The 19955-nt window shown below is 57.7% G+C and carries 17 protein-coding genes; 4 read left to right on the plus strand and 13 right to left on the minus strand.

Features of this window, described 5'->3' with window-relative positions; genetic code table 11:
* Nucleotides 1-20: 20 nt before the first annotated feature.
* From FFS45_RS26770 to FFS45_RS26780, 3 genes are read right to left on the minus strand one after another with little or no spacing between them, the layout of a single operon-like run.
* On the minus strand, nucleotides 21-980 hold the full coding sequence (locus FFS45_RS26770) for a CoA ester lyase (protein ID WP_249362940.1): 960 nt from the start codon (nucleotides 978-980) through the stop codon (nucleotides 21-23).
* Nucleotides 977-2155, minus strand: a complete 1179-nt coding sequence (locus tag FFS45_RS26775) for a CaiB/BaiF CoA-transferase family protein (RefSeq protein WP_171029766.1) — start codon at nucleotides 2153-2155, stop codon at nucleotides 977-979. The genes FFS45_RS26770 and FFS45_RS26775 overlap by 4 nt, the downstream gene beginning before the upstream one ends.
* A 36-nt stretch (nucleotides 2156-2191) precedes the next feature.
* Nucleotides 2192-3967 carry an L-lactate permease gene (locus FFS45_RS26780; RefSeq protein WP_137957654.1) on the minus strand — a complete coding sequence of 592 codons (1776 nt, stop codon included), beginning with the start codon at nucleotides 3965-3967 and terminating at the stop codon, nucleotides 2192-2194.
* Between the two features lie 432 nt (nucleotides 3968-4399).
* Between FFS45_RS26780 and FFS45_RS26785 the strand changes: the two genes are divergently transcribed.
* On the plus strand, nucleotides 4400-5590 hold the full coding sequence (locus FFS45_RS26785; protein ID WP_137957696.1) for a glycerate kinase: 1191 nt from the start codon (nucleotides 4400-4402) through the stop codon (nucleotides 5588-5590).
* Between the two features lie 126 nt (nucleotides 5591-5716).
* Entirely contained in the window at nucleotides 5717-6700 is a 984-nt protein-coding gene (locus FFS45_RS26790) for a D-2-hydroxyacid dehydrogenase (protein ID WP_137957655.1), read from the plus strand.
* A 260-nt stretch (nucleotides 6701-6960) separates the two neighbouring features.
* On the opposite strand, the gene FFS45_RS26795 is transcribed toward FFS45_RS26790, so the two are convergent.
* The 6 genes from FFS45_RS26795 to FFS45_RS26820 form a co-directional block, all read right to left on the minus strand.
* Nucleotides 6961-7227 carry a hypothetical protein gene (locus FFS45_RS26795; protein WP_137957656.1) on the minus strand — a complete coding sequence of 89 codons (267 nt, stop codon included), beginning with the start codon at nucleotides 7225-7227 and terminating at the stop codon, nucleotides 6961-6963.
* Nucleotides 7228-7386: 159 nt separating this feature from the next.
* The gene (locus FFS45_RS26800; RefSeq protein WP_137957697.1) at nucleotides 7387-8319 is read right to left on the minus strand and encodes a LysR family transcriptional regulator; all 933 of its coding nucleotides are present in this window, start codon (nucleotides 8317-8319) and stop codon (nucleotides 7387-7389) included.
* 146 nt (nucleotides 8320-8465) lie between these two features.
* Entirely contained in the window at nucleotides 8466-9431 is a 966-nt protein-coding gene (locus FFS45_RS26805) for a hydroxymethylglutaryl-CoA lyase (protein ID WP_137957657.1), read from the minus strand.
* A gap of 13 nt (nucleotides 9432-9444) precedes the next feature.
* Nucleotides 9445-10635: a CoA transferase gene (locus tag FFS45_RS26810; RefSeq protein WP_137957698.1), complete on the minus strand. Its 1191-nt coding sequence runs from the start codon at nucleotides 10633-10635 to the stop codon at nucleotides 9445-9447.
* Between the two features lie 320 nt (nucleotides 10636-10955).
* The gene (locus tag FFS45_RS26815) at nucleotides 10956-12404 is read right to left on the minus strand and encodes an MFS transporter (RefSeq protein ID WP_171029767.1); all 1449 of its coding nucleotides are present in this window, start codon (nucleotides 12402-12404) and stop codon (nucleotides 10956-10958) included.
* 95 nt (nucleotides 12405-12499) lie between these two features.
* Nucleotides 12500-12883 carry a VOC family protein gene (locus FFS45_RS26820; RefSeq protein ID WP_137957658.1) on the minus strand — a complete coding sequence of 128 codons (384 nt, stop codon included), beginning with the start codon at nucleotides 12881-12883 and terminating at the stop codon, nucleotides 12500-12502.
* Nucleotides 12884-13693: 810 nt separating this feature from the next.
* Here FFS45_RS26820 and FFS45_RS26825 point away from each other — a divergent pair.
* Nucleotides 13694-14505 (plus strand): IS5 family transposase gene (locus tag FFS45_RS26825; protein ID WP_137957659.1). Its coding sequence is split into 2 segments (ribosomal slippage): nucleotides 13694-14042 and nucleotides 14042-14505, totalling 813 coding nucleotides; the frame shifts between segments, so codons are not numbered across the junction.
* A gap of 27 nt (nucleotides 14506-14532) precedes the next feature.
* Here FFS45_RS26825 and FFS45_RS26830 read toward each other — a convergent pair.
* Genes FFS45_RS26830 through FFS45_RS26840 form a run of 3 tightly spaced genes read right to left on the minus strand, consistent with a single transcriptional unit; the run spans nucleotide 14533 to nucleotide 17951 of the window.
* Nucleotides 14533-15897 (minus strand): MFS transporter, encoded by a 1365-nt coding sequence (locus tag FFS45_RS26830; RefSeq protein ID WP_137957660.1) that lies wholly within the window; start codon nucleotides 15895-15897, stop codon nucleotides 14533-14535.
* Nucleotides 15898-15942: 45 nt separating this feature from the next.
* The gene (locus FFS45_RS26835; RefSeq protein WP_137957661.1) at nucleotides 15943-16782 is read right to left on the minus strand and encodes a MaoC family dehydratase N-terminal domain-containing protein; all 840 of its coding nucleotides are present in this window, start codon (nucleotides 16780-16782) and stop codon (nucleotides 15943-15945) included.
* Nucleotides 16779-17951, minus strand: a complete 1173-nt coding sequence (locus tag FFS45_RS26840; RefSeq protein WP_137957662.1) for a CaiB/BaiF CoA-transferase family protein — start codon at nucleotides 17949-17951, stop codon at nucleotides 16779-16781. The genes FFS45_RS26835 and FFS45_RS26840 overlap by 4 nt, the downstream gene beginning before the upstream one ends.
* A 177-nt stretch (nucleotides 17952-18128) precedes the next feature.
* On the opposite strand from FFS45_RS26840, the gene FFS45_RS26845 reads away from it, so the two are divergent.
* Complete coding sequence (locus FFS45_RS26845) at nucleotides 18129-19040, plus strand: LysR family transcriptional regulator (RefSeq protein ID WP_137957663.1); 912 nt, start codon at nucleotides 18129-18131, stop codon at nucleotides 19038-19040.
* An 82-nt stretch (nucleotides 19041-19122) separates the two neighbouring features.
* Here FFS45_RS26845 and FFS45_RS26850 read toward each other — a convergent pair whose 3' ends face one another.
* Entirely contained in the window at nucleotides 19123-19929 is an 807-nt protein-coding gene (locus tag FFS45_RS26850) for an alpha/beta hydrolase (protein ID WP_137957664.1), read from the minus strand.
* Between the last annotated feature and the right edge of the window lie 26 nt (nucleotides 19930-19955).

Genomic DNA, 19955 nt, shown 5'->3' on the forward strand with positions numbered 1-19955 from the left:
TGCGCTAGCACCAAAGACTGCTAAACGTCGGGTGCCTCACCAGCCATTGCGAGAAGACGTTGCGCCATTCGTACGTTGGCATAGTCCACCATCTTCCCGTCAACCGATATTGCTGCGAGCCCTGCGGCTTCAGCCTCGCGCATGGCCTCGAGCGTCTTTCTTGCTGATTCGAGTTCATGAGGCTCCGGTGTGAATGCCGACTGTGTAACCTCAATCTGCGCAGGATGGATTACTTGCTTTCCATCGTATCCCATCGCTGCAGCCTTCAACGCCGCCGCCCTGGTCAGCACGATATCCCTGAAGCCGCCATACGGTCCATCGATTGCCTTCAACCCGAATGCACGCGCCGCAACGAGGATGCGCATCATCGGATAAGTCCAGAGGTCCAGCGGCGCTGACTGATAGTTCCCGATTTCGTCCTTCCGGGTGACCGCGTAACCCGGATGAGTTCCGCCTACCTCTACGTTACGCGCCCCGATAGAAGCCGAAAAATCACCAACGCCGAAGTGAAGCCCGACGAGTCGCCCTCCGCCTGCAGCGATGGAATCGACGTTCAGCAGACCAGGAGCAGTCTCGATCAACGCCTCAAGACGGATCTCTGCGCGTCGGGTCGTCTGCTCCTCGATTAAATGCTCCACCCTGCCAAGGGTAGCGACCGACTCGACCTTAGGAACCAGAATCGAGTCGAGCCTTTCGGTATCGCGCGTCAGCGACCGGATCTCGTTCTCGTCTGCAACTCCATCGACCGAGTTCACCCGGACTGTGACGACCTTGCTACCCCAGTCGAGATCATTCAACGCCCGGACGGTCGACCGCAGCGCCTCCTGCTTCTCGCCCGGAGGAACCGAGTCCTCAAGGTCAATGAAGACCCCGTCTGCAGCGCTGGCGGCGGCCGACTGGACCATCTTGAATCGATGCCCCGGGACAGCCAGGATAGCCCGCGTCGGCCGCGTTGTCAGACCCGTGTTTTGCATACTCATTCCTTTTCTCCGGCAATAGCCGCACTCGGCGCCAACGATACCCCAATCTCTCCCAGAATTTTGTCGTTGTGCTCGCCGACGGCAGGAACCTTCCCCATCACAGGTTCGATTCCTGGAATGATGACCGGGGGAAGGAAGAGATCCTGGGAGCCCATCTCCGTGTCGACCGCGCGAAATCTAGACCGCTCCAGAATTTGAGGATGCTCCAGCAGTCCCTTTACATCGTTCATCCGTCCATTTGCGATTGACGCCTTGTCCAGCCGGTCCAGCACCGCATCAGCACGCCAGGCGGCAAACCGGCCCTCGATCAGGACTTCCAGCTCGGAGCGGTTTTTCAGTCGCAGTGAATTGGTATTGAATCGGTCGTCCGTCGCGATGTCTTCCTCTTCCAGCACGATCCGGCAGAAATTCACCCATTCGCGCTCGTTCTGAATACCGAAGAAAACAGTATTGCCGTCACCCGTGGCAAACGGACCGTACGGAGCGATCGTTGCGTGACGGGCCCCCGTTCGTTTCAAAGGCTCGCCGCGGCCGCGCGTGTAGTAAGCCGGGTAGCTCATCCATTCGGCCATCGCATCGAAGAGCGACACTTCGAACGCGAGTCCTTTTCCCGTCTTTGCTCGCTGGTGCAGTCCCATCAGGATACCGTTGAGAGCGTACATTCCGGTGGCAATGTCGACAATTGATAGCCCACATTTTGACGGAGACTCGTGCGTGCCGTTGATTGAGAGGAAGCCTGCTTCGCACTGGACGAGCAGGTCATAGGCCTTCTTATGCCGATACGGGCCGGCAGATCCATAGCCCGAGATGTCGCAGGCAATCAGCTGCGGGTATCGCTCCACCAGGGTTTTTGCGTCCAGCCCCTGCTTCTGCGCTGCGCCCGGCGCAAGGTTCTGTACGAACACATCCGCACGCTTCAGCAACTCGTCCAGGGCCCGCTTTCCACCTTCCGTCTTGATATCGATGGCAAGACTTTCCTTGGATCGGTTTGCCCACACAAATTGACTCGATAGGCCATCCATAACCGTGTCGTAGTGTCGGGCAAAATCTCCCACTTCGGGTCGCTCGATCTTTATGACGCGAGCGCCCCAGTCAGCGAGATGCCGGCTGGCAAGCGGCGCAGCGATTGCCTGTTCAATGGACACGACAAGAATGTCATCAAGAGGACGTTTCATTTGCATCTTTCCCAAAAATTTTGCTAGCTGCCTGACTCAGGGGACCATCCAGCCAAGAACAGATGTCGATTGCAGAAATACAAGGACACTCATGAAGGCGATCATCAGGAGAGTCCAGCCGAATACCCGGCGGAAGAGCAGCCCCTCCTTGCCTGCCATACCGACAGCGACAGCGGCGATCGTCAGGTTTTGCGGCGATATCGCTTTGCCCACGACCCCGCCGGAGGAGTTAGCAGCCGCCAGAAGCACGCTCGATAGACCCGTGTGATGAGCGGTCGTCGTCTGGAGAATTCCAAACAATGCATTTGCGGATGTGTCGGAACCCGTAAGCGCAGTCGCAATCCATCCCAAAACGGGCGAAACAAAGGCGAACATGGGACCGGCGTTCGCAGCGAAGATACCGAGCGTGACAACCTGGCCTGAGAGGTTCATGACGTACGCCACGCCAACCACACAGCAGACCGTGAAGACAGCCCAGCGCAATTCATGCAACGTCGAGAGGTACGCGCTGAATGCGCGCCGCCATGAAAGACGGAGGATAGGTGTGACCAGAATGCCTGCCAGAAGGACGATCGAACCCGCGGAAGACAGCCACTCAAACTTGGCCTTAACGGGGACACGTGCGCCAGATGCCGTGAGAACATTCAGACCCGGCCAGTCGAACGTCGAGGTGACCGCTCCCAGCAGGTGTCCGATGGGCTTGATCTGCATCAGCGCTACCAGCAGGATGATCGCTCCGTATGGACCAAGTGCACGCGCTATCTCCGACACATTGTGAGCACCGACCGCAGATGCTTTTCCTGATGGACCGTTGGAACCCGCCCGGTAGCCATGTGAGTGCCCTCCTTCGGCGGAACGCTCGGACGTATTCATGTTGACGCCTTGCGCAAGGTTATGCCCACCCGCAATCGCGCCTAAAGCCGTCGGCATCGCCCACGTGCTTCCGACAGCCATAGGGGCTTCCTGAACCGGGTCTGCTTGAACCTTGTCGCGAATCACACTCGGCGACCAGACCTTGAGGAACAGAACGGTCGAAATGGTTGATGTCAAAGCGGACACGATGTCGACGAGTTCGATAGGCAACACCATCGAGCCCACACTCTGTGCAAACGCGAACGTGGCGCCTGCAACAACCGCTAGCGGCCACACCTCCCGGATACTGCGTCTGCCGTCTGCAACTACAACGAGAATCAATGGAATAAACAGCGCAAGAAATGGTGTTTGGCGACCCACCATTACGGCAAGCGAATGCGCCGGCAGTTGAGTGATTTTTGCCAGTACGGTAATCGGAAGTCCAAGAGATCCAAAAGCGACCGGGCTCGTGTCCGCAAGCAGGCAGATAGCAGCCGCTTTCAGCGGATCCACGCCGATGGCGATAAGCATCACGGCGCAAATCGCAACCGGTGCGCCACCACCAGCTAGGGATTCGAGCAAGCTACCAAAGCAGAAAGCAACCAGGACCGCCTGCACTCGAAGATCAGGACTCGCGCGGGAAAGGCTGCTCCGAAGGACAACGTCGTGACTGCTCGATTGCGTCAGCTTGAACAGCCAGATCGCGTTAATGCCGATCCAGATGATTGGAAAAAAACCGATCGAAGCGCCCTCGAGGGCCACACTTCCCGTCTGAACCACGGGCATCCCGTACACCGCGACCGCAACGATCATCGAACTGATGAGGGCGCTCACCGCAGCCCAGCGGGCAGGCAGCTTGAATACGCCTAAAAGTACGAACAGGACAATGAGCGGAATGGCTGCAAAGATTGCAGAGGCGCCGATGGAGTGCGCGATAGGATCATATATTTGCTGATACACCGTTGTCTCCGTTTGCCCGATGGGCTTATATGAGTGACTCAAATGTACGCAACCATCGCGAGTCGCACGAAATACTTTCTGCGACTACGGGATATTGACTGCTCCTATATCAGGGAAAAGGCGTATTCCGGTTCCGTTCGAGTTCGCGGATAAACGGTCATCTCGAGACTGATCCTCGCTGGATGGGAAAGGGTCGTTGATTTTCTTTCAATTATCAAATCGCGCGGCTGCGCGGATGATAGCCCCCAGACCCGAAGAATTTCCCGCGATAGCGTCATCCTATCCTTTTCGGTAGCTCTCTCAAGCAGAACCAATCCGGGCACGCCGCGCACTATCACGGCGCTGCGATGCTACATGCGCGGTGCGCGATGATCGTCTGGATGCTGGGGGGGCGAGATCCGATCGCCTCCAGTGAATCAAGTGAAAATGATTATGCACTCCACTTCTTGCACGCAATACGAAACGAACGATTCATTCAAGCCGCGGATTGTCCTTACTCCCGATTCATACAAGGGATCGCTCAGCGCCAAGGAAGTTGCGCATGCAATGTCGGCGGGCATCCGGCGTGTATTCCCGTGCGCAGACATCATTGAACTGCCGATCGCGGACGGTGGAGAAGGAACCATCGACGCCTTGCTCAGTGCCGGTGGGAGGGAGCATCACGTGACTGTACGGTCGGCTCGAGGGAACGATAGGTCAGCGCGCGTGGCAGTCCTCCCGGATGGTACCGGCGTAGTTGAAATCGCCGAAATCGTTGGAATCACAGACCGCGAAGGTATTTCAGTTCTGCTAGCCGATCGCACTACCCTTGGCGTTGGCGATGCGATCCTTGCTCTCCTAGATAGAGGCATTCACCGGATCTACGTAGGACTCGGCGGCAGCAGCACCTCGGACGCCGGTGCCGGAATGCTTGTCGCGTTGGGCGCACGTCTCACCGACTTTAATGGGAACGTCGTTGAGCCCCTGCCGAGTCAGCTCAACCGTGTCGAGCACGTCGATGTCTCAGGGCTCGATCCCCGACTGGACCTGACGGAAATCATCCTGCTTTGTGATGTCGATAATCCTCTGACAGGCCCGAACGGAGCGGCTGCCATCTTCGGTGCCCAGAAAGGCGGGACACCCGAGCAGCTCGCTTATATCGACGATGCGGTCTCCCGTTTCGCGACCCTGCTCGAGAGCTCTATCGGTGTCATCGCCGCACAAAAGAATGGCGCCGGCGCTGCTGGAGGATTGGGATTCGCGTTCCTCCTGCTGCAGGCGTCTGCCAAAAACGGCGCGGCGGTCGTGCTTGACGCGCAGGATTTTAGCCAAGCCTTGCGCGGTGCTCATTGGCATCTGACGGGGGAAGGCAGATCCGATCTTCAGTCAATACGCGGCAAGGCACCCTCCATCGCAGCGAAGTTGGCCGCAGATGCTGGTGTACCTTCAACGCTGATCTCTGGGAGCATTGATCCCGATGCGGTACGCGACCTGGCTCACCGATTTGCAGGGTGCTTTTCCATCGCGCCAGGCCCTGTATCGCTTGAGGTCGCGATTCAAAGCGCGGCAAGCTTCATCGCGAACACCACGGAGCAGGCCGCCCGCCTGCGCTTCACGGGATGTAGCCCGCATTCGCCAGTATGAGGCTGGACTTTCCATTACTGACACATGCCTTGGCGAACGGTCAACCAGCATTAGTTCGGGTTACATCAAACTAGCTTCGTTTTCTCCGTCCGCGTTTCTCAACAAGGACAGCACCAAGGAATTTTCATGTCGAATCCTTCATCCTGCTTCAAGATCGTGTTCCTTGACCGCGCGACGATTCCACCGTCCACCCGACTGAAGGAATTCCCGTTTTCTCACGAGTTGCAGGTGTTCGACAAGACCGCAGCCGATGAGGTCGCCGCGAGAATCCGAGATGCAGACGTCGTGATCACCAACAAGGTCAAACTGAGTGCACAGGATATTTCGGCGGCTGAGAAGCTTAAACTCGTCGCGATCGCTGCCACCGGTACGGACAACGTCGACCTGGCCGCGTGTGCGACCCGAAATATCGCAGTCTGCAACGTGCGCAACTACGCAACGCACACGGTTCCGGAACACACGTTCGCCCTGATCTTCGCCCTTCGTCGCAGCCTTGCGGCCTACCGCGATGCCCTGCGCGCAGGGCGATGGGCCGAATCAGGCCAGTTCTGCTTTTTTGACTTTCCAATCCGTGACCTCTCCGGCTCGACGATCGGCATTGTGGGCGATGGTGCGCTCGGCATTGCTACCGCCAATATCGCACGCGCCTTGGGCCTTCGCGTCCTTTTCTCTGCCTATAAGGGACGCTCAGACATGGGGCCGCTGTACACGCCTTTCGAGCAGATACTGCAGGAATCCGACATCATCACGCTCCATTGCCCGCTTACCAACGGAACGCACAATCTCATCGGCGATGCAGAGTTCGCACAAATGAGACGTAGACCGCTTATTATCAACACCGCGCGCGGCGGTCTCGTTGAAGAATCGGCACTGGTTCGGGCGTTACAGTCGGATCTGATTTCGGGCGCTGGCTTTGATGTAGTTACCGAAGAGCCGTTACGCCACGACCACCCATTCGCCAGAATTATGGACCATCCGGGATTCATCCTCACTCCACATATTGCGTGGGCAAGCGAAGAGGCAATCCAGACGCTGGCAGACCAGTTGATCGATAACATCGCTGCATTCGTGGAAGGCGCCCCTCGCAACCTCGTTAACCGCGCACCGTAACGCGCATCACCTGCTTTCCGCGCTGACTAGCGCAGAGTTTTGCCCTGACGTGTGAGAGCGCTTGGGCCCCATGTGAGGCTGACATGGTTTGACGCACCTTCGGGTGCGTTTTTTTGAGTAAGCGGTATTTAAGCGACACCCTACCGACGCAAGCCTGACTCAAAGAGGCTACGCGTCCATGTTGCAAACGCTGACGACCTTCAGGCCCGATGTTTCTGAGTGTTGTTCTGTCAAAAAGTGTCCACTAACAATCAACGCCGTCAGAAATCCCGGCTGAGCAGCGCTATGCGTTCCCCAGTGGCTGACAGGTTCTTGCTTTCAATTGCCCGAGCGATTGCATGCTTGCCTAGCTCGAAGGCAAGCATCAACTGCTTCGGTGTCGAGTCGGCCGCCCCGAGGTTCGCACGCATGATTGACGGTGGGATTTCAAACGCACAATAGCCCCATCCAAATCCATAAGCAGAAAACCATATGGCCGCGTCGCTCCGAACCGTAGGGACTGAGACATTGGGAAGATCAATATCCATGATTGGCACCGACTCGCGAGAAGATTTGGCCCAAATTCTTGCATGCTAGAATCATAATTGCGTGACAAACAGTTCATTTGTGAGCGTGCCCCCGGGTACCGTCTCGACGTTATGACGGGAAGTTGCCAGAGTGGTCCTCGACCTTATCGAAGTCCAAATTCACCCGCCAAGTGAGGGCGTCGAGTCTGTGCCCCCATCAGGTCGGGATAGAAAGTCAAAAAGACGCGCGGCTTCGGGAGCAAGCATTTCCGCATCACTCGCGCCCACCCAAAGTGTACGGTGCGCCCAGGCATCAGACAGGTTGATCAGGTGCAATCCGCTATCGAACGACTCCGTCCTCACAGCCTTCTCCGGTAGGACTCCAATGCCGAGACCTGCTTCAATCATCCGACATATCCCGTCGAAACTCGATACCTGAATCCGGAGCTTTAAAGGCCGCTCGGCGGCTATAGCTGCGTCTCGCATGCGCATCAGTAGCGAACTGCCTGCATTGAGTCCGACATAGTCTTCATCGAGCGTTTCTGCAAACGCCATCGTGTCTCGCTTAGCGAAGCGATGTCCTTCAGCTACGATCAACACAAGCTTGTCCCGTCGGTAAAGGCGGCGCTCCAGCCCTGGTGCGGGGACGTTGTCCGCAAATATGCCGAGCTCTGCCTTACCCGAAGCAACCGCATCGACGATCTCGCCGCTTAGCCGCTCTTCCAGGCTAACTTTCACGCCCCGGTTCGCGTCGAGAAAGCACGCCAGGTCGTCGGGCAAGAACTGAACGATTGCAGAGGTATTTGCCCAAACCCGCACATGGCCGCGTACACCAATCGCGTAATCGCTCATCTCGTTTGCCATGCTGTTGACCTGATCCAGCACGCGCAATGCGTGCTCGTGCAGGCCTCGTCCTGCGGCCGTCAGTTCAACACCTCTCGCCCGGCGAATCAGCAAGATGCAGTCTGTGACGGATTCGAGATCGGAGATGCGCTTGCTGACCGCCGAAAGTGTGAGACCACCGTGCTCTGCGGCTTTCGTCAGACTGCCATGTTCAGCGACAAGGTGAAAAACCCGCAGGGACTGCAGGTCGAAATGGCTAGGGTTAATCATGTCGAAGAGGGATGTTTCCCGGTTTTTACCCCGAGTAGCGTACACCCTTGCCGAAGCCACACGAACCACGGTTTGCGGACACAGCCGCGCCCCGAAAGCAAAAGCGCCGCGCTCAGCGCGGCCCACGTGTCCCGGAAGGTTACGGTTCAATGGCAGACTGCACGCTGCTCTGGCTTACCGTCGGCCGCGGTGTCCGGCATCGGATGAAGATCCAGCCGGCGCCCTGCCTTGAGTAACTGGCTAGGTACATCGTGACCAATCAGACTTGGGAGGCGTGCCGAAGCAGCGAGGGCCACCATCAGATCCACTCCTGTGTCGTACCCTTCCAGCTCGAGCATGTGCACAAGTTCCTCGGTGCATGCATTGCCTGTCGCACCGGGTGCATACGGGCACCCGCCGAGACCACCCAGCGATGCATCGAACCGATCGATGCCTGCATCCAACGCGGCCAGCGTGTTCGCGAGTGCCATGCCACGGGTGTTGTGAAAGTGCAGCGTCAGTTCCAGATCCGGAAATGTCGCTCGCGCCTTACGACAAAGAGTGCGCACCTGCGAAGGAAATGCCATACCGGTCGTATCGCACAGCGTGACGCCTCTCACACCCAATTCGACGAAGCAATGCATCCACCGCATTACCTCCTCAACGGGAACATCGCCTTCCATGGGACATCCCATCGCGGTCGAGAGAGATACGTTGATTGCAACACCGGTCGCTTTCACTACCGAGATCACATTGCTAAGCTGCGCAAACGACTGCTCCCGCGACATACGAAGATTGGTCATGTTGTGGCTTTCGCTCACCGACATCACGAGGTTCACCTCGTCGACGCCACATGACAGGGCTCGCTCCGCTCCGCGGGCATTCGGCACCAGCACGGTGTACTCGACGCCGGGTTGCCGTTTGATCTGATGCATCACCGCTTCGGCATCACGCAACGCAGGGATGGCCTTGGGCGAAGTAAACGAAGTGACTTCGATCTTTGCGAAACCGCACTGGCTCAGTTGGTTGATAAGGTCAATCTTCTGCTCGGTTTCAACAAACTGTGCTTCATTCTGAAAACCGTCGCGTGTTGCGACTTCCTGCATATAGAGCCGCTTTTTCGATTCGGACATGATTCCTCTCCAGTTAGATGATACGGCGTGAACGCCATTCAGCACGGGTGGCCCCGTCGACGCCGAGGTTCGCGAGAATGTCATCCGTATGCTGACCGAGCGTGGGCGCCTGTTCCCGCACCGTACCAGGCGTGACGCTGAGTTTCGGCACGATTCCGGGCACCTCGACAGGCGTCCCGTCCGCAAGCGTTGAATTCAGAATCATGTCGCGGGCCTTGTAATGCGGATCATCAGCAATATCGGCGATATCGTAGATCTTCCCGGCAGGAATGCCTGCGTCATTCAACGCACTTAGCACTTCATGAAGTGCGAGTCGCGCCGCCCACTCGCCGATAGCGGCGTCGATTTTCTCGACCTGCTTCACCCGACCGTCATTCTGCGCAAGAGCCGGATCATTGCCCAAGTCTGGACGACCGATCAGTTCCATCAGACGCCTGTAGATACTGTCGCCGTTCCCCGCGATGAGTGCGTATTTGCCATCACGGCAGCGATATGCGTTCGTCGGCGCAATACCCGGCAACGAACTCCCAGCTGGCTGCCTGACGGCCCCGAACACCGAGTACTCCGGCAGCATGCTCTCCATCATGTTGAAGACAGACTCGTACAAAGCGACATCGATTACTTGCCCGGTTCCGCCGTTCTGCTCTCGGTGCCGCAGCGCCAGCAACACACCAATTACACCGTGCAGCGCAGAGAGCGAATCTCCGATGGACACCCCTACTCTCACCGGAGTGCGTCCCGGCTCGCCGCTAAGGTGGCGCAAACCACCCATCGCCTCACCGATGACCCCAAAACCCGGACGATCACGGTAAGGGCCAGTCTGACCATATCCGGACACGCGCAACATGATCAAGCCCGGATTTATCTCGCTAAGGACTTCCCAGCCAAGCCCCCAACCCTCAAGTGTTCCAGGACGGAAATTCTCAATGAGGACGTCGCTCTCGGCGACTAGCCGGCGCACTATGTCCTGGCCCTCTGGCACACGAAGATCCAGTGTCAGTGATCGCTTGTTACGCGACTGCGCAGACCACCACACCGAAGTGTCGTCGTGCAGCATACGCCATTTCCGAAGCGGATCGCCTTTCTCTGGCGGTTCAATCTTGATGACATCTGCGCCGAACTCGGCGAGCATTTTTCCCGCGAACGGACCTGCAATCAGTTGCCCCAGTTCCAGTACACGTACGCCAGACAACGGACTTGTCATCTTTGCCTCCAGTTCAATGTCTCGCAATTCAGTTATCGTGGAGCATTTCTGCGCCGCTGATAATCGAACAATGTTCAAGGATCCTTTCTCCGCTGGAAACGCATATGAACGGTAGGTACCTTGTTCCTAAAGTCTGCAACCGGAGATGCAATCCAACACCTGCTGTTCATCGCCCTATAGCGGGTCTGTCGGATCTGCCGTTCTGATGTCAGGAACATGTGGAAGCTAATTCCCGTTACGTATTACCCGTTTCAGCCTTTAATAGCTTTGAATATTCACGGCAGGAACTGACACCGCACCGGTATCGGTCCGAAAAACAACTAGATGGGGTTAATCTCGTTTTGACTGCGGCGAGTTGTTCTCGGACCAAAAGCCCGCACGACAGTAGCGACGATCGCAAGTGCCACGGAGATAACGCCAAACATCGCGCCGGGACCATGCTCGTTAAGCACCGGGAGCAGGATAAATGGCAACGAGCCGCTGACGATTCGTGACAATGCGTAGGTGCTACCGATGGCAGTCGAGCGCACTCGAGCCGGGAAGATTTCTGCCTGGTAGACGTGATAGGCGTTGCTGAATACGTTCGAGGCACATGTAGTTAAGAAGCCGAATAGAACAATCAGAAGCGTGCTGTCCGAATATGCAAAGCCGAGGCCGAACATGGCGATTGAGAGAATCCCACCAATAACGAGGGTTCGGCGTTCGAACCAGTTGAGTAACGGAATTGACAGCAGCGAGCCCACCGGATATCCGATGAACGACAGCGCCATGAACAACGTGCTGTCCGTAACGTCGAAGCCACGGCTTTTCACAACAAGGCTCGCCAAGGTTCCGAAGCCGTAATACCCGAATGCCTGAAACAGGTGAAATACGACGAGCATCGCGTAGCGTTTGCCATAGGGAGCGCGGCGCAGTAACGCTATGCGTTCGCCCAACCCCATCGGATGCCGGAGGGCCAAGCTCTCTTCGATGAGGGTCGGAACAGGTACACCGGCACTATCAGCGAAGCGCCGCAACTGGGCGTGCGCTTCCTGCACACGCCCGCGTGCCATCAACCAGCGCGGACTTTCCGGGATACGATGCTGAACGAACATGACGAACACGCCGCCGAGACTCCCAATCGCGAGAATAATGCGCCATCCCGCTATCGGTCCGAAATGCAATGGGTTTAACCATACGGCGAAGAATCCAACCAACGGAACCGCAACGTATGAGGTGGTATAGGCCCACGCGGCGAGTCGTCCGCGCCGTTCCTTCGGCAGGATTTCGGAAAGGAAAGTGTCGGCGACGGGATAGAGCGCGCCAACGCCGAGCCCGGTCAGGAATCGGCAGATAACAAGCATTCCTGCGTTGACTGAGAACGCGCCCAGAAGTGAGAAGGCACTGTACCAGATCAGATATAACGTGAACGCCTTGCGCCGACCGATACGATCTGCGAGGCTGCCAAGAAAGAAAGAACCGAAAAACATGCCGATAAATGCGGACGCGAGCAGCAGCTTGAAATCACTGCTGAGGCGACTGAGGCCGTATTCGTTCTGGAGCGCCGTGCCAATCGAACTGACGAGGAAGATCTCGTACATGTCGAAGAACAGGCCGATACCGATTACCCACACGACGAACCGATGCAGGGATCCAACAGGCATGTCGTCCATGAAATCGCTGAGCGTTGCAGCGCGACTCTGCTTCTCCTGAACGCTCGCAGCATGCGATACCGCGGAAGGCGTCTGGGCCCCACCCTCCTTGCCCAGACCGATCTGGTTGCCATTCATGGCGTCTCCTGAATATTACGATAAAGAGTTTCCGCCCGAGGTCTTTATGCCTCGGTGCGTTGTTGATGCAAAAAAGAACGCCCCGTGTACAGGCCTTACCGAAGCTCGGATATCTCAATCAGATTGAGATCGGGGTCACGCACGTACACCGAACGGATCTTCTGCGTCGCACCGGTGCGTTCGACCGGTCCTTCGATAATCGGCCAGTTGCAGGAGTTCAGATGCGCGACGACGTCTTCGAGCGGAACCGTAGCAATGAAACACAGGTCGAGTGCGCCCGGTACCGGAACATGCGCCTTAGGCTCGAACTCTGCGCCGCGCACATGAAGGTTGATCTTCTGGTTGCCAAAGCGGAATGCCAGCCGACCCGCGCCGAACGTTTCCAACTCCATTTGCAGGACTTTCGTATAGAAGTGCTTCGTCGCATCGGGATCGACGCAGGTCAATACAAGATGGTCCAAGTGGTCAATTAATGACATCTTTAGCTCCTTGTGTATGTAAGGGTGCACCGCTTCGTCATCGACGGAAACGGCAAGCGTCAAACGCAAGTCGATGCGGCGGCTCTACATCGACAACTGGCTCGCAAACTTTCAAGCAGCAGCACGGAGATTCCCTGTGAGGTCCGTTGGCGGATGCCTCGCATCCGTCGGACTCGGACACGTGAGGACGCTTGCCATGTCGCAAACGGCGCGCACTATCGCCCAGGGGCCGCCAGGAGACACGTTCGTGTGGGCGATACCGAGCGTTGGGAGCGCCTCATCGGTGCCCTGACAAGTGCAGAAACTGTGCGATGAATGGCAGCCGACGCGCGGTCCAGCCTGAGCGTCGATCCGTGAGCGGATCCGGCGTCGACGATCGGTGCGTGCTGCCCCCCTGAAAGCGTTGCCGTACGACTCTCCATACGCCGAACTCCGCCATAACGTTTTGGTTATGAAAAGATCTGCAGTGAACCCGCCCAATTCGAACGCCCGATCGCGCCCCATCTGCGCTTCATCAAGCGTTTCCAACGCGTCACCGTTTCATGGTGTCTATGTTGCGGGATTTTTAAGGGCTAGATAATCGATGAATGGTCAAGTGTGCTTTCCCGCAGGGAAAGGCACGCCGGACGTGAGCACAGAGCCTCATGCTTCGTACGCTCTCTATCTGAAGGCTACCGGGTCGTCAAAGAAAATATCGGTTATCTCCGGCCACCATAGGCCTTACTTAGAACCCTTAACAAAATGAATAAAGGGCTGTTTACTGTCGATGAATCCTGTTAACCTTTTCATTGTTTCGACGACGAAAAGGACATGGCTAAACCCATACTCGACGACGAACTTTGGGCACTCATCGAGCCGTTGCTGCCCCCTCCCAAACCAAGGCGAAGCCGTTATCCAGGGCGCAAGCCGCTCGATGATCGTGCGCTGCTCACGGGCATCCTGTTCATCCTGCAGACGGGTCTGCGCTGGGACCTGCTGCCGCGCGAAATGGGCTGCGGCAGCGGCATGAGTTGCTGGCGCCGTCTGCGGGACTGGCAGGCTGCCGGCGTCTGGGACCGACTGCATGAAGTCCTGCTCGCAAAGCTGCGCGCGGCTGACCAGATTGACTGGTCCCGTGTCGTCGTCGATTCCTCCTCGATCCGAGCAGTGGGCGCAGGTCAAAAACGGGACCGAATCCCACGGACCGCGCGCGACCCGGTTCAAAGCACCACCTCATCACCGAAGCGCAGGGCATCCCGCTCGCGGTAATCCTCACGGGCGCCAACCGCCACGATGTTACCCAGCTTCACCCACTGGTTGACGCCATCGCGCCCATTGCCGGCAAGCGCGGCCGGCCGCTCTCGAAGCCTCGCATTGTTCAGGGCGACCGGGGCTACGATCACGACAAATACCGTCGTCCGCTACACGCAGCCGGCATCGCGACTGAAATCGCCCGACGCGGCCAGCCACACGGCAGCGGGCTAGGCAAAACACGCTGGGTTGTTGAGCGCACCATTTCATGGCTCCACAACTTCCGACGATTGCGAATCCGCTTCGAACGTCTTGCATTCATCCATGAAGCCTTCATGAAACTCGCCTGCTGCATTATCTGTTGGCGAAAACTGCAGAGCTCATTTTGTTAACGCTTCTTAGGACCGTCCCGCGTCCGGTCACGGAGCCGTAGCGCGACCAGCCCTTCGTGGTTCGCTGAGCCAAGCAGTCTGGAGTTCTCGCCTCACTTTCTGACGCCCCAGATACAGCGAGGCAGTTGCGCTGATAAACGACATCACCGCCAGGTACCCTGCAACCGCGTACGCCGTATGGAATGTTTCGAACAGCCACAGCGAGACCATTGGCGCAGGGCCTCCAGCGATGATCGAGGCCCCCTGATAGCCAAGTGAAGCCCCGCTATACCGGATGTGTGCCGGAAATGACTCGGCAATGAAGGCAGCCTGCGAACCGTACAGGCAAGCGTGTATGAGCATGATAATGATCGTACCCGCGACGACCGCGACTGGAAGGCGTGTATTCAAAAGTGCGAAGTACGGGAACGCGAACAGCATCATGCAGACTGCGCCACCCGTATAGGTCATGCAACGTCCGATGCGGTCCGCGATGTAACCGAACAAGGGCAACGCGAAGCATGCAACGATGGCGGCGACCAGCACGGCGTTGAGTATGAACGCCTTCCCGAGGCCCAGGTTTTTTGAGCCGTACAGAACCGCGAAGGTGGTGAGCATATAGAACGCGGCTTGCTCGCCCGGTCGGATCAAGGCGGACAACAGGATCGCACGCCATTCTGTCCGGATTGCCTCTGAGATCGGCCCTTGGGGCCGCTTCTCGCCCTTGTTTGCCTCGATGAAGTCGGCCGTTTCGGGTATGCCGAAGCGGATCAGCAGACCTACAACGAGCATTACGCCACTCGCCAAAAACGGAATCCGCCACCCATAGTCCAGCAGTGCGTCACCTGCCCAATAGCTGCAGGCGCTCCAGACCACCACCGAAATCACCAGCCCGAGTGGCACTCCGATGTTCGGAAGCGAAGCCATGAATCCACGCCTACTTCCGCTATGCGACTCCATGGACAAGAGGACTGCCCCGCCCCATTCCCCACCGACGCCGATGCCCTGCAGAAACCTGAGGCCAACCAGCAACCATCCAGCCTGCGGCCCCAACCTGTCGGCAGTCGGCAACAATCCGACGAGCAGGGTCGCGAGCCCCATCAGGGTCAATGTTGCGACGAGTGTCGACTTGCGCCCGACCCGGTCGCCCATGTGGCCGAACAACGCACCGCCCAAGGGCCTGGAAAGGAATCCAACGAAGATGGTCGCAAACGACGCCATCAGTCCTTCTGAACTCCCATGCGCAAAGAAGACCTTTGGAAAGACGAGCGCTGCAGCGGTACCGTAGATGAAGAAGTCATACCACTCGATCGTCGTGCCGATAATGCTCGCGATGGCTGCACGACGCCCAATGCGTTGGGTAGTTTCGCCGTGACCGGCAGGCGAAAGATTCTGAATAGATTTGGATTGCACCGTCTGCCTCCTGAATTATTAGAATTGGTCTCCAGCAGTTGCAGGTCAGAATGTCGCTTCCGCGCGCATTGATACGCTACCGTCCGGAAGCGCTACCCACAGAACGAGCTGGTCGCCGTCTTGCGCGGCGTTGATCGAGAGTTCGTTGCCGAGAATGGCCGGTTTAAGGCCCCGATATCGGAACTGTTTGAGCGGATGTCCACTCACCTCCTGCGCAAATCCTGCAAGCAGCGTCGCATTCAGAGGGCCGTGGATTACAAGGTTCGGGTAACCTTCAATGTCGCGACAGTAGTCCGCGTCGTAGTGGATACGATGACCGTTGAACGTCAGCGCCGAGTAGCGAAACAGCATCGTCGAATCGGGCACTATGCGACGGCTGTGCTGCGCGATCGGCATCTCGTCACTCGTCGACCCCGTGCCTGTGCGGGAAGCACCCTTGTAGACGATGTCGTGATATTCAGTGAGCACCTTCGTCTCGTTGTGCAACAACTGGTGTTCGACCTTGACGAAGACAAGCTCGCCACTGCGGCCCTCCTTGTGGTCGACTGAAACGATGGTGGAGCGCTTCTCAACGGGTGCATCGAATGACACGGATGCATGAAACTCAAGCTGACCGCCTGCCCACATCCGGTTTGGTAACGTCACGGGGGGCAGAAATCCGCCCCGTGCGGGATGTCCATCACGCCCAAGCGCTGTTGATGGCTCTCCGCTGAGAAAATACAACCAGTGCCAAAGGGGCGGTAACGCCGCACCCTCGACGATGTCTGCCTGCGGCATACCAATCGTTGCAGCCATCAGCCGCGCGTGACGCGACGACAGTACATCGCGATCCGATTGCGTTTTGCCAACCCACTCGCGAAGATACTCGAGGTCGATAGTGCTCATACCGGCTCTCCAATATGTTGCTGACAGAATTCCGCGCGAAGGAGATCCGTGTGTTCTCCAAGCGATGGTGCCGCTTCAAAGCGTCCTGCGTCCCACGGCGCACGAACGGCCGGCGCAACCATCTGCAATACCTCACCCTCCACCGTCATCGGCCATGTCCGTAGCGCGGGATGCTGAGCCATCTGCGCGACCGAACGCACCTGCCCGTAGGCGGTGTTTGACTCGGCCAGACGCGAGAGCACCTCGCCGGAGTCGAGATCTGCGAACGCAGCGGCGATGACCTGGTCAAGCGCCTCACGGTTTTGCACGCGTTCTGTGTTTGACGCAAAACGGGGATCCAATCCCAGTTCAGGGCGCTGCATAAACTGGGCGCAGAATTGTCGCCATTCGCGCTCGTTCTGAATGCTGATGACAATGTCGTTCCCATCCCGCGTCGTGAATGCCCCATAAGGGGCGATTGACGGGTGCTTTAAACCGAGGCGTTGGGGCGCCCCCTCCCCGTAGACCTGGTGGAGATACGGAATCGACATCCAGTCCGCGGCGCCATCGAACAGCGAAACGGAAACAGCTGACCCACAGCCCGTCCGGTCGCGTAACGCAAGTGCAGAAAGCACGGCGATCGCGGCGTTCATGCCGGCGCCGATATCGCAGATTGACACGCCGATACGTCCACACGCCTCCGGTGCCCCGCTGATGCTGGCGAGGCCACTTTCACACTGCACGAGCAGGTCATATGCCTTCAGCCCGCTTGCGTCGTTATCCGCACCGTATCCAGTGATGTCGCACGTAATCAGTCGCGGATAGGTCTCACGCAGGGCCTCGCTCCCAAATCCAGCGCGCGTCAACGCGCCGGGGGCGAGGTTCTGTACAAAGACGTCGGCCTTGTCCAGCAATGCACGCAGGAGTTCTGCGTCCGCCGGTTGCTTGAAGTCCAGAACCAGAGATTCCTTACCTCGATTCGTCCACACGAAGTACGACGAGGCGCCGTTCGCGGCATCGTCGTAGCCTCGCGCAAAATCACCCTCGGCACGTTCAATCTTGATTACTCTGGCGCCCATTTCTGCAAGTCGGCCGGTACAAAGCGGTGCCGCAAGCGCCTGCTCGATCGAAACGACCAGCAGCCCGTCAAGCGGGCGCGCTGGCAAAGTTTCACTTGTCTGCTTTTTCATCCAAAGCCTCTGACTGGATCATTTGGCGTCCAGTATCAGCACTCCCGAGGTCTGGAAGAAGCGGGATTTCCCAAACGGAGCTTTCGTATAATACAAACGCTCACTGTCGCTCCAGTACGCCGCACCTCGAAATCCGGTAGTACGATGGCGCTTGCTCCTTCGGATTTGACAAACGGTATGCGCTACGAACTCACGGACCTGAAGATTTTTCTTGCGATCGCCGATGAAGGGAACGTCTCGAGAGGAGCGGAACGGTGTCACCTGGCTCCGTCGTCGGCGAGCCTGCGAATCAAGAACCTGGAAGCATCAGTCGGCGTCACGCTTTTCAAGCGCCAGGCGAGAGGAGTAGTTCTGACTGCGGCGGGTCAAGTCATGCGTGAACATGCGAAGCGCTGCGTGGCTCAGCTCGAACAGATGCACGTGGACCTGGAGCCATACTCACAGGGCATGACCGGACATGTAACCGTATTTGCCAACAACAACGCGATCAGCACACATTTGCCGGATGACCTGGCGCGCTTTTTCACTGCTTATCCCAGCGTGAGAATCACCCTCGAGGAACGGCTGAGTCACGACATTGTCTTCGCCGTCGTTGACGGTCGCGCCGAAATTGGCGTTGTCGCACTCGAGTCCGGGCATCCCGATCTGAATTTCCTGCCTTACCGGAAGGACCAGTTGGTGTTGCTCATTCCAAACAATCATCCGCTCGCGGAACGCAACGCGATTCGTTTCGCAAGCTGTCTTGGTCAGCCGTTCATCAGCCTACAATCGGGCGCGGCACTTCACACCTTTCTGATGAACCATGCCACCGCACTCGGTGGCCGACTAGACGTTCGGGTGCAAGTCTCTGGCTATCGCGCCATTGCTCGGCTCGTCGCGTCTGGAGCTGGGATCGGCATCGTGCCGCGTACGGCCATTGAGAGATCGGACAGGGGGCGGCTGGCCATCGTCGGCCTGGATGAGCCTTGGGCGACACGCGATCTGCGCGTTTGCATTCCAAAGCGACACAGCGAAAAGAATATCTATCGGGACAAGCTCGTCGACATCCTCTGCCGTCCGAACGCGAGAACTGCTTCGACTGCCTCCTGACTGAAGTCGGCGCTCCAGACTAGTGCGGGACCGAGATAGAATCACCTGCCCACCTGTCTTTCGCGGTCCCTTCCCTATCGGGTCAACCGGCACGCTGATGGAGCATTGCAATGGCCTTCCACATCGCGACGGGGTTCGAATACATCGGGAAATGACCGCAATTCGAAATCTCGGCCAACACGACACCTTGCTCCTGGATATGCTTCAAGTAGGAAAGCGACGCGTTCTGCTCGCCGTACATGAACATCCGCGGAAACGGCAACCCGAGAAATTTGCTCATCAGGTCACCGTTATCCGATAGGTCGACCATGGACCGGAAGATTGGTCCTACTGCATCGCTGCGGACTTTGTGACGCAAGCTGGCGGCATAGAGCGCGCTGGCATAGGCCGGTGCATGCCGGGTGCGCTCGATGAAGTCATCAAAAAACTGGCCGGCGCTGTCTCGCGGATATTCGACGATTTGCCTGCTCAGGAAGCAGTCCTCGGGCGCGATGTTGCCCTCAATATCGACAAAGCTAAGCACGCGCTCGGGACGCCGGTGCGCCAGCATCAACGCTGTCAGCCCTCCCATTGAATGCCCGATCAGATGAAAGCGGTCGAACCCGACGCGCTCGAGGACAGCGAGCGCCGTGTCTACCAGAAACGGGATGCAGATTGCAGAGAGGTCGGCACAGCGAGTTTCGCCGCAGCCTGGTGCGTCATACGCGATGAAGGGATGGCCTGAAAATTCCGCGTAGCGGACGATATCGGCGTAGTCTTCCTTCGTGGAGCCGAAACCATGCAGAAACAGAATCGGAGCCATCTCACCTTCGCGATGGATGGCTGAGACGTCGACCGCCGTACCGTCGACAGCGAAGGAAAACGCTGGCCGGGTAAATTCTTGACGCATCGTGTTTGCACCTGGAGCAAGATCGG

Origin of the sequence: Burkholderia sp. 4M9327F10 (assembly GCF_005503145.1) — a bacterium.
In the GTDB taxonomy this organism is placed as follows: domain Bacteria; phylum Pseudomonadota; class Gammaproteobacteria; order Burkholderiales; family Burkholderiaceae; genus Paraburkholderia.